This window comes from Rania fehmarnensis (genome assembly GCF_056494185.1).
This window is the reverse complement of the sequence record NZ_CM151398.1, coordinates 3,835,790-3,854,025: the sequence shown is the minus strand read 5'-3', so window position 1 is coordinate 3,854,025 and position 18,236 is coordinate 3,835,790. Positions and strand designations below refer to the sequence as shown.

The window sequence follows — 18,236 nt, the reverse complement described above, 5'->3', positions numbered from 1 at the left end:
GCAAAAGCGTGAGCTCTTTTAGAGAATCGGGATGCTGTCCGAGCCAAACCATATTGAACTCTTGCGGTTGCGAGATACCAAGGCCTGGGACGCTTTGTATTCAGCCATGTGTCAGCGAACTTATCGCTTGATCTATTGCGTCACCAAAGCCGATTCGCATGTGGTTGAAGAGCTCAATCAAGATGTTTGGTTGTCAGCTATTGCCAAGGTTGAGCAACTGGATGACCAGCGTGGTAGTCCGATCGATTGGATACTGGGTATTGCACGTTACCAGGCCTTGGGATACCTCCGGCGTGAGTATGCGCGATGCCTCGCGTACGTGGGTGATGCAACCGATTTTCCTGATCCGGTCAGTAGCAGTGACTCGGCGGCTGCCATCCAGGCCGGCGAGCGTTTGGCTTTGCTCCAAGCTGCCATTGCCTCGCTGCCCGATCATTGGCAATTTGTGTTGCGACAGAAGTATGAAGTGGGAATGAGTGTTTCACAACTCGCGCAGTTGACTCACTTGACACCCAAAGCCATCGAATCGACGCTTTCAAGAGCCAGGCAACGGCTAAGGCGACTGATGCGCATTACTAACGATCGTGATTACTAGTGATGAACAAGCCAACTGACTTTACCGACAACGATTTAGCTGACGCATTTCGGTCGTATGACTCGGCCGTAGAGCCCTCTGACGAACATGTAGCTAGTTTGCGGAGTAAACTACTGTCCCGCACATCCCCCGTCGTAGTAGAGAGTGCGCCAACGGCAGCGTCGTCTAAAGTTGACGGTGTTCATTCCGTACAAATTGCAAGAAAGCAACCGAGGCGTATTCGCTCCTGGCTAGGTGTGACAGTGGCCATGGTCGCAGCCACGGTACTCATCGCCTTGGTTCCACCATGGGGCACTGCCACCTCGGGTTTAGCATCCGCGATCGAGGCGACGCGTCACTCGTCCTGGATTCATGGCCGAACAACTGTCGAGCAAGATGGGCAAGTCATCGAGTCTGAATCTTGGTGTTCGCCACTGCAGCGGATCGCGGCTTTCCGGACCAAGGATTCGCGACATTTTACCGACTATGCGGCCGGAATTCAGTCAAGTGTCGCGTTCGTCGGAGCCAATATCTATAAGTGGCGCGTCGATGGTAGATTCGAAAACAGCGGCGGTGCCTTTGTGCGCGCGTTGCTGAGCGACGGCGATCTATCAACGGTACTGCCCACATGCGTGGTAAGTTCGACCACCAAATCTTCAGTCGTACAAGATGGCCAGAATTACATCCAGTACTCTTTTCAGTCGCGCATGAAGAGCAACGCTGACATCCAATGGGACACCACTATTCTGTGCGACCAGCGAAGTCGACGCATTGAGGCATGGGAGGAACGTCATGCTAGTGGACTTCATATCAATACTCGTTTTGACTATCCAGATAGTGGTCCCAAAGACATTTACGATCTGGGAGTGGATCGCTCGATTCCCGTTGTCGATCGAGTAGCTAGTAGTGACCTGGTCGCTCTGTCCGAACGGTTCCAGCGTGACGTGCTGAACTTCGACAACTATGAGGCGTTAGTGATCGATCGCAGCTGGCCGATGGAAGCGGGCTTGAATGCGGCCGCAGGCTTGGCTGAAACTCGGCCAGCGATGCTGATTAGACTTGTGCGCTCAGGTGTCAAATACGAAGTCGATGTGCTCAGAGTCCGCGATGGTGAGTTGGCGATTCCCGATCATCCAGACCTAGCTTGGTGGAGTGCGCACGCACAGCGATTTGATGCCTGGCCGCTGGCTCGTTGCGACGGTGAGGCCTATCAGTTTTATCCAATTGATGAGTCCATGATGGACACTGCCGCAGAGCTATTTCCACCCGTACGTGAAGGACTTTCCGTACCCGCGATCAAGACGACTCAGGGCAGTCAACAGTTTGTCTTGCCGCCCTGGCCACAGCTGTGGCCCGAATGTGCATGCAGACCATTTCTCCTAAGCCATAGCCCTGAGTATCGCTACGAGATTGACCCGGCTGGCCGAGGTGGCCCAGAGAGGACGATGAAGCTGACTGCAATCGCTCCCGATAATCCACTGAATAAGCAGCGGGCACAATACTGGTTGCAACTCGACACTGGCCATTGCTTGGCCAGATCGCTGGTCAAGAAAATTGGACTGGCGCCAGGAGCAGTGCACCCGATCGAGAAAGATATCCAGTCCGACTTCACTGGCTACAATCGTTCGCCGCTTGGCTACTACTTTGCTTCCGAACGCACCACACTCGACTCAGCAACTTCGCACCGACGTCGCACAAGTTATTTGGTCAAGTTCAACTAACCCTGGTTACCAGCACGAGCCCTGGTTACCAGGCTCTGCCTGGTAACCCACTGCCCCGCAGGCTCCGCCTGCGCATCTCCGTTTTTCTAGTCCACAAGGCAAGGCCAGCAGAAACATAATACTCACACAGGCTGGAAGCCTATGCCACACAGAGCCTGGGAACGAGAGACTCAACTACCCTTGAGATCGAAGTCAAATGAGCGGCTGTCGTGGCTGACGTCTGCAGTCAACTCGGACTTCTTGTTGTAGCGTTCGGGTACCAGTTCACCACGGCTGCGTTGATCAGGGTCGGCGCCTTCCTCGCGGCCTGGTTTGCTGTTAAGTCCCAAGATCTTCTTGGTGGTGCTAATACGGACAACTTTCTTGCCAGTCTTCACACCTTTCATCTCGGAGTCGAACTGCAAGGAGTAATTCCCTTGATCGTCTGTCAAGGCATAAGAGAAGGTATCATCGGTTGGATCTTCGAAGGTTACGACGGCGCCTGCCAATGGCTGGTCGTCCAATGTAATTTTGCCAGAGCCTTTAACAAGGTCGACTTTGCTATAGTCGGCCACAGCTCCACCGCATCCGATCGCAAACGCCAGCACACCGAGCAGGCCAACAGCCCATATGTTTCTATTCATGACTCGTAATCTTTTAGAATGAAGTTTTGGTCCGTGGCCTTAGTCGAGACTGTTGACCACTTCACCACCAGCGCGGGTTGCCATGGCTTGATACGTGGCCATATCCATCGACTCTGACATGAAGCGTACCGAACCATCGCAGAGTGAGAACATCGCACCACCGGTGTGGTAACTGCCGAAGCTCATTTCCATCAACACGCCGTGTATGGTTGGATTTTTACGAGCGTTTATTTGCACCACTGCCGATCCTAGCCCCTCGGTATGTTCTGTGCCGGTCAACCGCCCTGGTTTCCAAGTCGACATTTGAGGACTGAAGAAGGCGAAGTAGTCCATGCCTTGATTGTCTTTGACAAAGTCACAGTCCGTATACGATTCGCCGACCAACAGCGTGTTGGTTGTTCCATCGATGATTTCGCGAAAACCAATGCGGCTAGCACCGAACAGCACACCGTCCAGATTGATTTGCTCGAGAGCCGTGAATTCAGCTGTCTTATAACCAGCTGGTCGAGTGCTCGCATCGTCGGATGCTACTTTGGCACCTGCCACGCCTCGATAGCTCACCGGTACGCGCCGACCGATGGTGTTGTAGTCCAGGTGTTCGGCTTGCGCCATGCTGGGGCAGCGAAATACAGGCACGACTGTTTCACAAGCTCTCTTATTTGGCGAATCGTAGTTGGTCCAATCGGTGGCGTAGGCCGAATTAACTAATGCCGAATTGGTCCACACTAAATTCTGGTGCAAGTTCGTCTGCTCAAGCTGCGGCAGAATGAGTGCACTCCAGAACTCCTGGTTCACCCCAAAGCCGTTGGGAAAGACTTTATGTGTATCGTGATAGTTGTGCATGGCCAAACCAATCTGCTTCAGATTGTTGCTGCAGCTCATGCGTCTGGCTGCTTCACGGGCTGCTTGTACCGCGGGCAAGAGTAACCCAACCAATATTCCAATGATCGCTATCACGACCAACAGCTCAACTAGAGTAAATGCTGAACGACGACGAACCAAATTCATGACTGCTCCAAACCGAAAGTTACACCATGGGCGTTTCCACCCATGGTTACCGCAACTCCATTTTTCCGCAATCGTTCTAAACACAATCTTAACACTAGCCCTGGTTACCAGGCTCTGCCTGGTAACCCACTGCTCCGCAGGCTCCGCCTGCGCATCTCATGTACACAAGCCCACGGAGGCGGAGCCTCCAAGGCAGCGCGTGCCCAGGCAGAGCCTGGGCACGAGAGCACGCACACAGGCTGGAAGCCTATGCCACATAGTTTCAGGCTCTGCCTGCTAACGAGAGATCATGGTAAATTTGCGCCCACACTTTCCCGTGGCCACCTTTATCATCGATGTGTAACACAATGCGTCTGACTCACTTGCTACTGCTGATCTCTCTCACGCTATCTTGGACGTTCAATGCAAATCGATCTCTTGAGGCCCATGACGGTCCCGATCCGATGTGCAGCTGGTCATTCGACTCGAAGTCACTAAAGGACAAATCGGTGATCGCGATTCAAGGTCCGGACCTGCGCGTGTCGGGCAAGCCACTCCCCGAAATGATAGGCAGCGAAACGCTGCTGCGTTTGGATGGCCGAGAAGATTACCTATACGCAGCCCAGCCGTGGTCAGAAATTCGTGGCCAGCTACCTCAAACGGCTTTTACCATTTCGCTGTGGGCAGCTGTCGATAAAACACTCTCCAATGGCGGCTTGGTCGGCGCGTTTCAAGATAACGGTGGCTTCGAGAAGGGCTGGGTCGTCGGTTACAACAAGAAGCACTTTTCGTTTGCGCTTTCCACAGCTGGAGCCGACGATGGCGATGGGCTGATGACCTACCTGACAGGCAAGTCGCTCATCGAACCCGGCAAACTCTATCACTTGGTAGCTGCTTACGATGGACAGAAAATGCAACTGTTCGTCAATGGACAACTGGATGCCGAATCCACCGAGCAATCGGGCGCGGTCCTCTATCCGGATGAAGCCAAGTTGGCGCTAGGCGCGTACCTGGACAACAACGAGTCCTTTCCTCATCACGGCCGCATCGGGGCGGTGTCGATTTACGATGTGGCTGCCAAAGAGAAATGGGTCGCACACGATTTCGAACACCAGGCAGCCTGGGCGAGTTTACCCTCGGCCAAAGATCCCTCGCTGGATTTCCAGTTTGTCGTCAAGCCCTATCTGCAATATGGAACCACCGATAGCATGCGGGTCATGTGTGAACTGACCAAGCCCGGGGATGTTCGAGTAGAGTACGGTGAGACGAGCAAATTCGATCTGTCTCGTACATCAACCAGCGATGACCAGCTATTGCACGCTACGTTGCTGGACCAGCTCAAGCCAGAAACCGGTTACTACTACCAGGTGGTCGTCAAACAAACTGATAGTGACCAGGAGTTTCGTAGCGAAGTGTTTTCGTTTCAAACAGCCACTATGCCAGGCAATCCGTACGCGTTCATCGTCATGGGTGACACTCAGGGCAATCCGCAGGTCAATGGAAAACTGGCGCAAATGGCTTGGGCCCTTCGTCCTAACTTCTTGTTATTGCCCGGCGATTTAGTCGACGACGGCACCCAGAAACATCAATGGGTACACGAATTCTTCGCGAGCATGAATCCGCTCATTTCACGAGTACCGCTCTACCCGGTGTTGGGTAACCATGAACGCAACGCTGATCACTACTATCGGTATATGAACGTACCGGATCCTGAGTACTACTATCAGTTCCGATATGGAAATGCCGTGTTCTTCGTATTGGACTCAAACAAAAAAGTTGGCGAAGGCACTGAACAATACACGTGGCTGGAAGGCCAATTGAAGGAAATCAAGCAACGCGAAACCGAGGGCAAGTCAGATATCGAGTGGAAGTTTGTCAGCTTTCATCATCCAGTCTATTCGTCCGACGAGAACGACTATGGGGACTTATGGAATGGCAAGAGCACGTGGGGAGACATGAGATTGCGACCTTTGACCAAGCTGTTTGACGAGCATGGTATCGATATCGTGTGGAACGGCCACATCCACTCTTATGAACGCACCTGGCCCATGCGCGAAGGGCAGACCAAGACGGAAGGTGGTACAACCTACATGGTCACCGGCGGAGGCGGTGGTGGGCTAGAGCAAGCCGGCCCGATTCGTCCATGGTTTCAGAATAACGTCCGACGCGGTCACCATTTCATGTTTGTGGCGATCAACGGCCCTGTGCTCGAGATGAAGGCTTTTGATCTCGAAGGGCGTTTGTTCGATTCTATTGAGATTCGCAAAACCAAGGCACTAAAGGCGTTTTGACACTCCCGTCGCCAAAGGCCAAGGCGCGATCAATGTCGTTCAAAACACCACCTAACCCGCCCGATCAAACTAGAAAACATCGCTGCCAATTGGGTCGTGCTAGAGTTTGACTCGAGTTTCCGTCATGAGAATAGTCAAGTTGGTTTGTTGGAAGTCAGGTTTGACAATGGTGACTTGGAGCAACTGCTAAGACTCGATCCAACCAACACAAGCAACCAGGATCCACTCGAAGCAGTTGTCATCAGTGTAAACGTCAACGAGCATTTAGTGGCGGGTACCAACACTGGTGTCAGCTCCAATGGACCTGGCAGCGCACCGTTTCGCTCGGTGAACAACCCGGCTGGCGCTACTTCCATGCAGTTTCGCTGGAATTTGTCCGGCGACAACACGACTTGGAAGCTCTGAGATCTGACCGTTGCGGCAAAGTCCGATTGAAGAAGCTACTTACAAACATCGCGAGCAATTCCATTACTCTTCATCACATCTTTACAATTCGCAGCTTCGCACTTGGGCGAGAGCGTGGTACAGATACGGTTGTCCAGCTTCGTTCACTATTGACCCGCCTACATGTCCAACCGTCGAGACGATCCGCGTGCTTCCTTGTGTCGTGCATTTTCAGATCCGCTGCGCGTCCGTATTTTGAACTTGTTGCGTCATAAAGGCGAACTGTGCAAGAACGATATCGCCCAGTTCTTTGAGATGCCACGTGGCGAGCTCAGTTGGCAAATGAACCTGCTGGAACGGGCTCACCTGGTCCACTCGCGACTCGACCGGCATTTCCGCTTCTATAAGCTAGCCGAGGCCATCTCACCGTTTCATCTCAAGCTGCTTGAGAGCTTGGATGGTTTCGAAGAGCTGACCGAACTAGAAGAGGATGTCCGTCGTCAATCGGACTGGACACCACATGGTGACTCCCAGGATTCGAGCAACTGATCAACCTTAACTGGTCTCTCCCATTTAGGTCTGGCCAATAATTGCACGTCATGGATGAACATTGAGATACGCTGGCCCGAACGAGGATAGCCTGCGAACGCTAGTTATGCCTGGTCGGACCAGACCCCCAGTTCGTTACCGCTAGGGTCAGTAAAGTGAAATCGTCGTCCACCGGGAAACGAGAAGATAGGCTTGGTTATCTTGCCACCCGCAGCCACCACCCGCTCTGCAGAATCTTCAAGTGAATCTGAGTACAACACTACCAACGGGCCGCCCGTACTAACCTGATCTGCCTGCCAGAAGCCGCCACACTCACCTTCGCCGCTCAGCCTCCGGATACCGGCATAGGCAGGGCCGTAGTCGTTGAATGTCCACCCGAACGCGGCCGCGTAGAAATGCTTGGTCGCCACCAGGTCGAGTGCTGCGATTTCTATATAGTTGATCTCGTGGTGCACTGGATTGTGATTTGACAAAATTGGAACCTTTACTGTTTATTGGGCAGCTTCGACAACAACGAAATCAAGTTTGTATGCTCGATGGGTTTCACCAAGTGGATGTCAAATCCAGCTTCGCTGGACTTCCTCCGATCTTCATCTTGGCCCCAGCCTGTCAAGGCGACCATCTTGATGTCCTTTCCCCAAGGGCGATGGCGGATTTCGCGGCAGACTTCGTAACCGTTCTTCTTGGGCAAACCGATGTCCAGTACGACTATATCGGGACAGAAAGCTTCGGCCTTTTCAAGGGCCTCAACTCCGTCGTGGGCGATCATGGTGTCGTTGCCGGTCAAGCTGAGGAGCAGCGCCAGGGTTTTCGCTGCATCTTTATTATCGTCCACTATCAGAAAGCGGTGTAGCACCAACGACGTCTGCACAGACGACGCTGTCAAGACGGTTTGACCTGCTGACACCGGTTCGTCCAACACGACAGGCAGTCGGATAACAAATTCGCTGCCCCTTTCCAAGCCATCGCTGTGGGCCGAGACCGTGCCGTTGTGCATCTCAACTAGCCGCTTCACCAATGATAAACCGATACCCAGACCGCCTTCGGATCTCTCAAGTGAACGATCGACCTGCGAGAAGAGGTTGAAAACCTTAGTCAACATCTCCGGAGGAATGCCCATACCATTGTCTTTGACGCGAATGACAACCTGTCGCTCCTCACGATGAACAGTTAAAGCGACTTCACCACCAGGTTTGGTATATTTGCACGAGTTATTAAGCAGATTTCCCAAGACTTGGGTCAGGCGCGTAGGATCGGCTTGGAGATAGACTGGTTCAGGCGGCAGAGATATTTTCAGCTGGTGCCCCTCGCGCTGGTACTGAGGATGACAGGCTTCGACAGCATGCTCAACTATGCTCGCCAGATCAACTTGACTCATCTTCAGTTCGAGTTTGTTACTCGTAATTCGACTGACGTCCAACAAGTCGTCGATTAAGCGGACCATCTGGACTACTTGCCGTTCCATGGTGGAGCGTGCTTGTTGGATCAGCTTTGAATTGTTATCGGCTTGCTTCATCAGCTCGATGGAGTTCCGGATCGGAGCAAGTGGATTGCGAAGTTCATGAGCCAGAGTTGCCAAGAATTCGTCTTTGCGACGATCGGAATCGATCAGCTGCTCCTCTGCCTCCTTGCGGGCAGTAATGTCTTGCATCGTGCCGATTACGCGCAACGGCAAGCTCGAGTCGGCTCGTATAGGCTTGCCAGTGAATTCAAGCCAGATCCACTTGCCATCGGTTCGGCGAGCTCTGCCTTCGAAATAAAAAGGCTGCAAGTCATTGACCGTGCGACTCATGGCTTGCTGGAAAGCCGCTAGATCGTCGCGATGCACATACTCGGCCGCAAACCGGGCTGCTGCAATCGGTGCCTCATCGAGCGGCAACTTCATGATCGTGTAAGGACGCTCGTTCTCCCAAGCGACAATATCCTCGTCAGGCTGCCAGGACCAGATCCCCAGCCCTGCAGCTTCCGTAGCTAATCGCAGCCGCTCTTCGCTTTCGCGTAGAGCCGCGCCCCATCGTTGACGCTCGGTTAAGTCGTAGAAGTAACACACCACGCCAAATCGTCCGTCGGGGAGACTAATGCGTTCAATCCGCCAATCGTAAGCTTCGATCATGTCGATATCGGCGCGTCGTTCAACTGTACTTGCAGCAACATACGGCTCACCAGTTGCCAGCGTGCGTCGAAACTTTTCAATCGCTTCTTCGGCAAAAGGCTCGCACCAGATCGCACGCAGCACATCGGCAAAGTCTCGCCCCAGTGCCGGAGGATCAACAGTGGAGAAAACCTTCTGGGCTCCTGCGCTAACTTCAGTTAGCACAAAGTCCGCATTGACTACGTACACACCGAACGGATTGTTTTTAATCAAATGATAAAAGGTATCGTGGTTGCGTCGCAGGTGATCATCGATTGTCTTGCGAGCAGCAATGCCTGCGGCCAACGAAGGAATTTTACGGAGGGTTTCGATAATGGCGATACTAGCTAGACTCAATGCGCAGAACAACAGCAGCCCCGCTTGGTGCTCTCTCCGGGCGACCGCCATACTGAAGCTAGGTTCCAACAAAAAATAGCAGACGCCAATCGCCCCGACGACCAAAGCACAAACGGCGGAAACTCGACCAGCGGTCATGGCAGAAAATAGAACTGCGACAAACACCGCGATAAAGGGCAAGTCGATAACGGGCTGGGTGATGATACTAGCAATCAGCGCTGCCGCCACCGCACCAAGAGCCATGCCGTTGGTTAGCAGCCATCGCACTCTACCGCCGTTATCGGTTGCTTTTTGATCCACTAAACTCAGCTCCACCTAGCCGGAAGAAATTGACTAATGGATTATTCCATGCCGCGTATTTTCGTGGTTTAGCCAGGTCTGGTCAACTTATTAAGTTACCGGCAGGCAATAATATGAACCTGCCATATTCGTAGCAGCGGGCACGCACAGGCCGTGGGGGACTCCCCCTTCAATTCGCTCAATCCCCTCAAGCCGACGCGAGCCGCACAGGATGTTGGTCTAAGGCATCCTCAGTAGACTTTAAAACCAATTGGACGAACACAATATGGCAAACACCATGCCAACGACGCGGTCGCCATTATCTCATATTGACTCACTTTGGCGACAAACGGTCGCAGCGAGCCCGCACACTATTGATTAACTCGGGTGCAAGCGTGTTTTGCCCATTCGCCAAAATCCCATGTTGGAGGTGAGGTTGCGGAGGTATAACTAGTGAGACATGGAAATTGTTGCTCTGGACAGATGAGCTTTGCACTATGCTTCTACGGTCGGCTCAAGTTGGTCACGACATCAGCCTATACAACGGTCGCGTGCTACTAGGCCGTCGTAAAGATTGCGACATTGTCCTGGAATCGAAGATGGCGTCTGTGTCTCGACAGCATGCCGAATTACGGGTCCAAGACAACCTGGTTGAGCTGCGGGATTTGGACAGCCACAACGGAACGCTACTGGCCGGTCAGCGGCTGGAGCCATTTCGTTGGTATCGATTGGAAACGGGCGCTAAATTCCAGATCTGCGACTTTCATTTTCAGCTGATCAATTCAGCCGATCAGAGTAGCATCAACGATTCCAAGCTACTCACCTCAACTCGCGACAAAAACGAATCGCTCAAGCTTTCGGCAACGCGTGCCGTCTCAACGTTTTCGCCCGATAAACTAACGAGCGTCATGGGGCAACTGCGCGGAGTCTTTGAGATCGCTAAATCGCTGCGCAACGTACTGGAGATCGATCACATTCTGGCCAAGACAGCTGAATCGCTGCTACTCATTTTTCCTCACGCCCAACTGGTTGCAATTGGATTGTTGTCTCCCGAAGGCAAGTTCCAACAAGAACAAGTCAGGGGGCGAAGCAAGTCCACATCCGGTGACGTTGTTTTGAGTCACACGATTGTTTCCCACGTGCTCAAGAGTGGCGAAGCTGTATTGTTTGCGGACGCACCCAATGATTTGGACGACCCCAAGAGCGTGCTTCGCGCGAACACTCGCGCAGTGCTGGCAGCACCGTTTGTGAACAGCGAAGGCGCGATCGTGGGGCTGATCTATGTCGACTCGCCACTGCCCAATGATTTTGGCGAAACAGATCTCGAGCTGTTGGTCTCGGTTTCGTCGATGATCACCATGGCCTATAACTTCTCGGTTGTACACAAAGCCGCCATGCGTGATGCAGTCGTGCGTCGCGATGTCGAAAACGCGCGGATTGTCCAGCAGTCGTATTTGCCCGAGTGCACACCGACGATCGACAACTACCAGTTAGCCGCATTCTACCGTGCCGCGCGGCATATCGGCGGCGACTACTACGACTTCATACAACTTCCCGGCGGCAAGCTAGCGATCGTGCTGGGCGACGTAGCCGGCAAGGGAGTCCCAGCAGCTCTCACCATGGTGCGGCTGGCCACGGAAACCCGCGTGTGCTTTGAGACACTTCTTTCTCCAGGCGCTGTTATCCAACGCCTCAATCAACGCTTGGGCAGTGCCTACATCACGATTCTCATCGCGATCCTCGATCCCATCGATCACACAGTAACGATTGCTAATGCGGGACATGAATATCCCATGTTAATTGACCAGTCAGGCCAGTTGAGCGAAATAGGTGATGATTTCAGTGGACTGCCGCTGAGCGTTTCAGATAGTGAAGAATACATCGACGTGACGATCTCTATTTTGCCGGGCACCAGTCTCACCATCTTCAGCGACGGCTTCCCCGATGCCGAGTCAGCCAGTGGCCAGCGATTTGGCAAGCAGCGTATTGGCCCGTTGCTGATCAAATCTTCGCGTCAACCGCAGCCGCTGATCGAGCAAGTGGTTGCCGAAGTCGATCAGTTCATCGGCGACCATCCCCAATTCGACGACATGTGCCTGGTCCACCTCCGCCGCAGCTGACTCTTTGAAGTGCTGTACCTTTGGAGTGCTGTGACGGAGCCACAGCTTTGATGTGATAACCCAACTGTACCGCAGCCTGTCCGAACCACTCGCCATGAACGTCCAACGTGCGTTCAGGCTGCGGTACAGTTAACGCTGACATCAATGCAGAAGCAAAGGCTTCCGCATTCCAAGGAGATCAGGGTTCGGTAATGATCATGGATTGGCGGATAGGCACGTCGTCTAGGACTTGCGTTTGACCGCTAACCGGCCAGTCGATCTCGACGCGCTGGATGGCTGTGGCATGGCCAAGGCCGATTGTTTGTTGCAGTGGGTTGGCACCGAAGCTACTTCCGGAGCTCACCGAGCGATAGATCGTGCGAGGCTGTGGCTCGTCGATAACCACTTTAATGCGAGCACCAATGGCGGCACGATTCGTCTGGGTACCGATCAGCTTCAGCGTTACCCACGCATTATCATGACCAGGGTTTTGAAAAAGTAAGTTGTGATACTTGTCGCCGTTAACAGCGCCACCCATCTGAATAAACAGGTCCACGTTGCCATCACCGTCCCAGTCGCCGCACGCAGTGCCATGCCCCTTTTGCAAGTTTCCGGTACCCGAGGAAGCTGTGATGTCTACGAACTTCTGACCGGCCATATTGCGGAACATGCGATTGGGCACCAACAGCGAATAGTTGGGGTCGCCCGTTCCCAAATACATGTCCAAGAATCCATCGTTATCGAAGTCTCCGAAGTTCGCTCCCATGGTGGCGAAACACAGATCCAAACCAGCTTCTGTAGTTACATTGGTGAACCCTTGCCCCGAATCGTTATGGAATAAGCGATTGGATTTTGAACCATTAGGCAGCCCGGTGAAACTGGCGACCGCATCGGCCAATGTTCGATCGTAGGTGGTAGCGAAGATATCCAACCAACCATCGTTATCGTAATCCCACGACCAACATGTGAAACCTTGTTGAGGTCCATCGATACCCAAATACTCGCCTTCGCGCGAAAATGTACCATCGCGTTTGTTGCGGTACAGTTGGGCAGACTCGAAACCCATGTAGGTCAGAAACAGATCTTGGTAGCCGTCGTTATCGAAATCCAGCCAAGCGACGCCTTTACAGGGACTCGTTCCAGATCCAGCCACGTCGGCTGCATCAGCGACATCCTTAAACGTGCCATCGTGTTGGTTGTGGTACAACCGGTTGTGGCCATACTCACTGGCCACAAAAACGTCTAACCAGCCATCATTGTCAAAGTCTGCCCAGCTCGCGGCGATCGAATTCAGTGGCTCGCCCAACCCCGCATCGCGAGTTACATCGGTAAAGGTTTGGTCTCCGTTATTTCGCAACAGACTGAGCGGCATAGCTTGCTGCGGTAATAGCCACGAACCGCGCACAACCAATACATCCATATCACCGTCGTTATCAAAATCGGTTTGCATGCAGTTAATGCCCCCTTTTTGATCATCCAGCCCAGCTGACTTGGTCAGATCCTCGAACTTGCCTTTGCCTGTGTGGCGGTAGAAGGCCATGCTCGCAGTCGGATCAAACGAGGAGATCATAATGTCCAGTAGGCCATCGTTATCGAAATCCTCCATGATTCCGCCCCCGCCCAAGTTCAAACGATTAACTCCGACTTGATGTCCTATATCTCGAAAGCGACCAATAGAAAACTCCGCATCGTCCTTGAAGTGTTCAAGACTGACGAGATACTGCGGATCGACCTTATGCGGATGTTCGCCCAACGTCATATGAGCCACATTCAGTAGCCAGCGCACTCCCTGATCATCAGGGAATTGGCTCAGGTACTCAGTGAAGTGCTTTATCGCTAGTCGCGATCCAGTTTCATTTTGGTGAATGGCTGCGGGGGAGATCGGCAATATGCAGGAGCTTTCGCCGCGACACATGACGCAATTTTCAGTTTCGCCTTGGCGAAGCCCCACCAGTCCCTGCAAATAAACAATCGTGTACAAGTTGTCTCGGGCTAACTCAGGCTTCGCCTCCAACAGCCGACGACATTCAGTCAGTACTTGGTAGGCGGCATCGGTTTTGCCATCGAAGTTCAACATGACCGCCTTCGAAAACCTGCTCAAGATGGCATCTTGCTCATCGAGCTGGTTGTGCGACAGGTACTGCTCGATGTTTGCAACCATGCGTTCAGCAGCGCCGTCGAAGTACTTGGCTATCTCGCTGGAAGTAGCGTCGGGTGGCCAGGCGGGAATGTTGGGCAGCACCGTGCGAAAGCCGGCTTCGTCAACCGCATCGCGCGGCGCGTAGTCGAACGCTGCTGCAGTTGGTACACCTGTCGGCAAACTATCTGCCGATAAAGAAACCGCCTCATCATCGCGCCACAGCAAGTAGTACAGTGCCACCGCCAGAGCCAGCACTGCAAGTCCGCTGATGATCCAGCGATCACGGCGAGTAATCTGCGAAGCCATCAGCGTGTCAGGCGGCGCTGCACTGGCTCGATCTGTTTTAAAACTCATGCAAACGGGCTGACAAACTGCGAGGATACGGACTCGATTCGCTCGGCAATCTCAGTATATCCGTGTGCAGTTCGCTATCACTCGCGATAAGATTACAATTTCATCAGCCATGAGAGCTGTGTCGAAAGAAGATAGCAAGCAACAAGTAGCAAGCCGCGTGCAAATATCGAGGTTACATGCATGACAAATGGACTTCGCCAATCAGCTTACGATGTAGTAATAGTCGGCAGCGGTCACAATGGATTGATAGCTGCCGCGTACCTCGCTAGTAGTGGTTTGAGCGTCGCAGTCTTGGAACGCAATTTGGAATTGGGCGGCGCTACGGTATCTCAGAGAGTTTTTCCTGAGTTCGATGCCCGACTGTCGCGCTACTCTTATTTGGTTTCGCTACTGCCTCAAGCGATCATTGACGAGTTGCAATTGAACTTTGCGACTCGCCGTCGTCGAGTCGCATCGTGCACACCCTATCAGACTGTGAGCGGCGACCTCGATGCACTTGTTATCTCGAATGTCGACACGGACACTTCGCGCAGGTCCATGCGACAGTTATGCGGCTCGGATGCGGAGTGGCAGGGCTATTGTAACTGGCAAGCTATGCTTCGCGGTCTGGCAGCGCGCATCTGGCCATCGTTGCTAGAGCCACTCCAGAGTCGAGCCACCTTTAAGAGCCAACTGGATCGCGAGCAGTTGCGAGCCTGGCAGGCAGTGGTAGAGCAGCCCCTTGGCGAATCGCTGGAGAGTTTTGTGAGTAGCGATTTGGTGCGCGGACTTCTGCTGACCGATGCCAAGATCGGAGTCTTTACGCACGCACATGATTCTTCGCTACTGCAGAACCGATGTTTTCTATATCACGTTGTAGGCCAGGGAACAGGTGAATGGCAAGTACCGATCGGCGGGATGCAATCGCTGACCGATTCGCTCTTGCAGCGTTGCCGAGCTCTGGGTGTAGAGCTACTCAGTGGGGCTTCAGCCGAACGACTTACTACTGCTCAAGTGCACTCGCTGGAGTTCACTCATGGTGATCGCGTGGAGGCGGTCGATGCCCGATACGTCTTGATCAACGCTGGTGCTTCCACGTTTGCCAAGCTGAGCAATCAATCCTGGTCGCCTACAGCCAACGACGAGGGCTCGGTGGTCAAAGTCAATATGCTGCTGAAGCGACTTCCGCAGCTGAAGGCCGTGAATGTATCAAGCCATGATGCCTTTGCGGGTTCGTTTCATGTGAGCGAGGGTTACCAGCAGATGCAGTGTTCGTACGAGCAAGCAGCAGCTGGTGAGATTCCGACACATCCGCCCTTCGAGATCTACTGCCATACGCTTACGGACCCTTCAATTCTTTCACCCCAACTACAAACACAGGGTTATCACACCCTGACCTTGTTCGGTTTGGATATGCCGTATCGGCTGTTTGTGGAAGATGCTCAGCGCAAACGCGAGATCGTGTTGAATCGTTATCTCGATGCGCTGGACCAGTTGTGCCAAGGCTCGTTCCGCCAGTGCCTGGCCTGCGATTCACGCGGAGAGACGTGTATCGAGATCAAGCTGCCTCAAGATCTTGAGCGTGAGCTCGGGTTGGATCTTGGTAACATCTTTCATACGGCGCCCTCATGGTTCTTTGCAGAAGACTCACGCGTCGAGGGAAGCTGGGGCGTTGAGACGGCTATTGATCGCGTCTACTGCGCCGGTTCGTCAGCCCATCGAGGTGGCGCCGTTAGCGGTATCCCAGGACGCAACGCCGCTATGGCAGTACTCGCCCGCGAGCACCGCTAAACGAATCGCCGCCAACATCAAGACGCGCATTTGAACGGAGCTTGACCCGCATCAACTCGGTCTGGAGCTTAATTATTTGGCGTGGCAGTTCAGTCCACTGAGGTTCCGCGAATATAAAGTCGCTGTACGTCTTTCATGCAGCAGCGACCGTTGGCGGCGAGTTCTGCGCAACGGGCCTGTGGTGTTTTCGACTTCGCTAGCAGATCTCTGAGTGACGATGGATCGCGATCACTAATTGCTTGCTCTAGTTGCTCGGCGGTGAAACCGAAACACGGACAAATAGGTGCATCGAGAGTCTTGGGAAACACGGCAACTTGGAGCTGATCCGTCGAGACCGCGCGCTGATACAAATCGAAATAGGCGATTTTGCAGTCGGCAAACGGACAAAACCAGGCGTCGTTTCCTAACTTCGAGCGAAATTGCGGTTGTATGTGATGGTCCAACGTCACACGTACGACGGAGTCCCCAAGCGATCCGCAGCTGGGACAATACGCGCGACCATCTTGTTCCGGTTCGCGAACAAAGGCTTTATTCATCTGAAAGCAAAACTCGATCTACAAAAATCGGAATTGAAAACCATGCCTATGGTTGAGTTTGAGTACTTTGTGGACGACCATCAAGCTCCGGTAGGTCGCGTTAACAAATGAAGTGCGCAAAATTTGGTTCAGTTCTGTCGAACCGAGTGCACCGCGAACGACCATGAGATAGTTTGCACCTCTCGCATGCCGTTCCGGGAGGTTGCGTTGCGATATCTCTTTCCCTAGAGGAGCTCTGTAATGTTGCGAAAAGTCTTGGCCACTGGGTTGGCCATGGTGGTTCTGTGTGGGTTGGCTGTTGGTGATGACGGCGCGAAGAAGCCGGGTAAGGAGAAGGCGAAGTTCGAGCAGCTCAAGAAGTTGGCTGGGACTTGGGTCGAAGCGGGTGAGGATGGCAAGCCAACCGATAAGGTCATGTCGGTTATCCGCGTTACTGCGGGCGGGTCCGCTGTACATGAAACCCTCTTTCCCGGCGACGATATGGAGATGGTCTCGGTTTATCACCTCGACAAAAACGAACTGCTAATGACCCATTATTGCATGCTAGGCAATCAACCGCGCATGAAAGCCGATCCTGCCTCTCCAGAGAATCAGATCTGCTGGAAGTTTACGGGCGGAACGAATCTCGATCCAGCCAAAGATGCTCATATGCATGCCGCTACGCTCACCTTCGTCGACGCTGATCATATCGAAATCGTCGGCGAATCCTGGGAAGGTGGCAAGCCTGCGCCTGAACACTGCGGCAAAATGAAACTGGTTCGCAAGAAGTAGGAGTAAGGAGTAAGTGAGGTGTGAGAGTTGCTGCGCGCACTCATCCAACCGAGGCCCGGGGCAAATCGTCTCGGGCTTCGGTCCATGGCAGAGATTTGTACGGCTAGCTGTTTTACGACTCTGCAATGCGATAGAATTGCGGCATGATGAGAGTTCAATATCGGCTCACCGTACTCCAACTTTTGGTCGCGACAGCAGTCGTGGCCGTGTTCGTGGCACTCAACCGCTGGGGATCGCCGCAAATTACCTATTCGGGCGAAGTGAAGTACTTGACCGGTTTAGTCCGCCAAGTAGATGTTCTCGAATACAAACTTGGTTGGCCCGAACCATACTACGGAATCCGGCAAATCACCGATTACGGGGCTGGTAAGCAACTGATCACCAGCGGCTGGCCCTTCCACGCCGATGTCACCGGTCAGCTCGACTGGTCGAATCTGAGTTTTAATCTTGGCTTGGTGGCCGTAACGGTCGTCTTTGCAGTTGCCGTGACTTGGGCTTGGCAAACTCGTTATGCTGAAGAGAACTATTTGGCATGAGCAACCGCCCGGTGGTGGGAGCCTCGAAGCGATAAGTTGCACGCGGTTTGAAAGCCGAATCGGGAACGCGGCTGCAAGATCAAGTGTCTATGCTGGTGCACACAGGCTGGAAGCCTATGCCACATTGGGGATGG

At 53.3% G+C, this 18,236-nt stretch carries 15 protein-coding genes; 9 read left to right on the top strand and 6 right to left on the bottom strand.

What is annotated here, in order from left to right; genetic code table 11:
- The first annotated feature begins 31 nt into the window (after nucleotides 1–31).
- Entirely contained in the window at nucleotides 32–595 is a 564-nt protein-coding gene (locus SH573x_RS12885; protein WP_479355619.1) for an RNA polymerase sigma factor, read from the top strand.
- 248 nt (nucleotides 596–843) lie between these two features.
- Nucleotides 844–2,295, top strand: coding sequence for a hypothetical protein (locus SH573x_RS12880; protein ID WP_479355617.1), 1,452 nt, complete (start codon nucleotides 844–846; stop codon nucleotides 2,293–2,295).
- A gap of 170 nt (nucleotides 2,296–2,465) precedes the next feature.
- Here the strand turns inward: SH573x_RS12880 and SH573x_RS12875 are convergent, their stop codons facing one another.
- On the bottom strand, nucleotides 2,466–2,918 hold the full coding sequence (locus SH573x_RS12875; protein ID WP_479355615.1) for a transthyretin-like family protein: 453 nt from the start codon (nucleotides 2,916–2,918) through the stop codon (nucleotides 2,466–2,468).
- A gap of 39 nt (nucleotides 2,919–2,957) precedes the next feature.
- Nucleotides 2,958–3,926, bottom strand: a complete 969-nt coding sequence (locus tag SH573x_RS12870) for a DUF1559 family PulG-like putative transporter (RefSeq protein ID WP_479355614.1) — start codon at nucleotides 3,924–3,926, stop codon at nucleotides 2,958–2,960.
- A 347-nt stretch (nucleotides 3,927–4,273) separates the two neighbouring features.
- On the opposite strand from SH573x_RS12870, the gene SH573x_RS12865 reads away from it, so the two are divergent.
- The 3 genes from SH573x_RS12865 to SH573x_RS12855 all read left to right on the top strand — a co-directional run bounded on the left by SH573x_RS12865 (nucleotide 4,274) and on the right by SH573x_RS12855 (nucleotide 7,129).
- Nucleotides 4,274–6,196, top strand: coding sequence for a metallophosphoesterase (locus SH573x_RS12865; protein WP_479355612.1), 1,923 nt, complete (start codon nucleotides 4,274–4,276; stop codon nucleotides 6,194–6,196).
- A gap of 96 nt (nucleotides 6,197–6,292) precedes the next feature.
- The gene (locus tag SH573x_RS12860; protein ID WP_479355610.1) at nucleotides 6,293–6,601 is read left to right on the top strand and encodes a hypothetical protein; all 309 of its coding nucleotides are present in this window, start codon (nucleotides 6,293–6,295) and stop codon (nucleotides 6,599–6,601) included.
- A gap of 162 nt (nucleotides 6,602–6,763) precedes the next feature.
- Entirely contained in the window at nucleotides 6,764–7,129 is a 366-nt protein-coding gene (locus tag SH573x_RS12855; RefSeq protein WP_479355608.1) for an ArsR/SmtB family transcription factor, read from the top strand.
- 104 nt (nucleotides 7,130–7,233) lie between these two features.
- Here the strand turns inward: SH573x_RS12855 and SH573x_RS12850 are convergent, their stop codons facing one another.
- Both SH573x_RS12850 and SH573x_RS12845 read right to left on the bottom strand, forming a co-directional pair.
- The gene (locus SH573x_RS12850; RefSeq protein ID WP_479355606.1) at nucleotides 7,234–7,602 is read right to left on the bottom strand and encodes a VOC family protein; all 369 of its coding nucleotides are present in this window, start codon (nucleotides 7,600–7,602) and stop codon (nucleotides 7,234–7,236) included.
- An 11-nt stretch (nucleotides 7,603–7,613) separates the two neighbouring features.
- Nucleotides 7,614–9,917 carry a hybrid sensor histidine kinase/response regulator gene (locus SH573x_RS12845; protein ID WP_479355604.1) on the bottom strand — a complete coding sequence of 768 codons (2,304 nt, stop codon included), beginning with the start codon at nucleotides 9,915–9,917 and terminating at the stop codon, nucleotides 7,614–7,616.
- Nucleotides 9,918–10,393: 476 nt separating this feature from the next.
- Here SH573x_RS12845 and SH573x_RS12840 point away from each other — a divergent pair, with 476 nt between their 5' ends.
- Nucleotides 10,394–12,016: a SpoIIE family protein phosphatase gene (locus SH573x_RS12840; protein ID WP_479355602.1), complete on the top strand. Its 1,623-nt coding sequence runs from the start codon at nucleotides 10,394–10,396 to the stop codon at nucleotides 12,014–12,016.
- 178 nt (nucleotides 12,017–12,194) lie between these two features.
- Here SH573x_RS12840 and SH573x_RS12835 read toward each other — a convergent pair whose 3' ends face one another.
- The gene (locus SH573x_RS12835; RefSeq protein ID WP_479355600.1) at nucleotides 12,195–14,489 is read right to left on the bottom strand and encodes a CRTAC1 family protein; all 2,295 of its coding nucleotides are present in this window, start codon (nucleotides 14,487–14,489) and stop codon (nucleotides 12,195–12,197) included.
- Between the two features lie 180 nt (nucleotides 14,490–14,669).
- On the opposite strand from SH573x_RS12835, the gene SH573x_RS12830 reads away from it, so the two are divergent.
- On the top strand, nucleotides 14,670–16,259 hold the full coding sequence (locus SH573x_RS12830) for a phytoene desaturase family protein (protein ID WP_479355598.1): 1,590 nt from the start codon (nucleotides 14,670–14,672) through the stop codon (nucleotides 16,257–16,259).
- An 89-nt stretch (nucleotides 16,260–16,348) separates the two neighbouring features.
- Here the strand turns inward: SH573x_RS12830 and SH573x_RS12825 are convergent, their stop codons facing one another.
- Entirely contained in the window at nucleotides 16,349–16,795 is a 447-nt protein-coding gene (locus SH573x_RS12825; RefSeq protein WP_479355596.1) for a hypothetical protein, read from the bottom strand.
- A gap of 240 nt (nucleotides 16,796–17,035) precedes the next feature.
- Here SH573x_RS12825 and SH573x_RS12820 point away from each other — a divergent pair, with 240 nt between their 5' ends.
- Nucleotides 17,036–17,566 carry a hypothetical protein gene (locus SH573x_RS12820; RefSeq protein WP_479355595.1) on the top strand — a complete coding sequence of 177 codons (531 nt, stop codon included), beginning with the start codon at nucleotides 17,036–17,038 and terminating at the stop codon, nucleotides 17,564–17,566.
- A 143-nt stretch (nucleotides 17,567–17,709) separates the two neighbouring features.
- Nucleotides 17,710–18,102, top strand: a complete 393-nt coding sequence (locus SH573x_RS12815; RefSeq protein ID WP_479355593.1) for a hypothetical protein — start codon at nucleotides 17,710–17,712, stop codon at nucleotides 18,100–18,102.
- Nucleotides 18,103–18,236 lie beyond the last annotated feature (134 nt).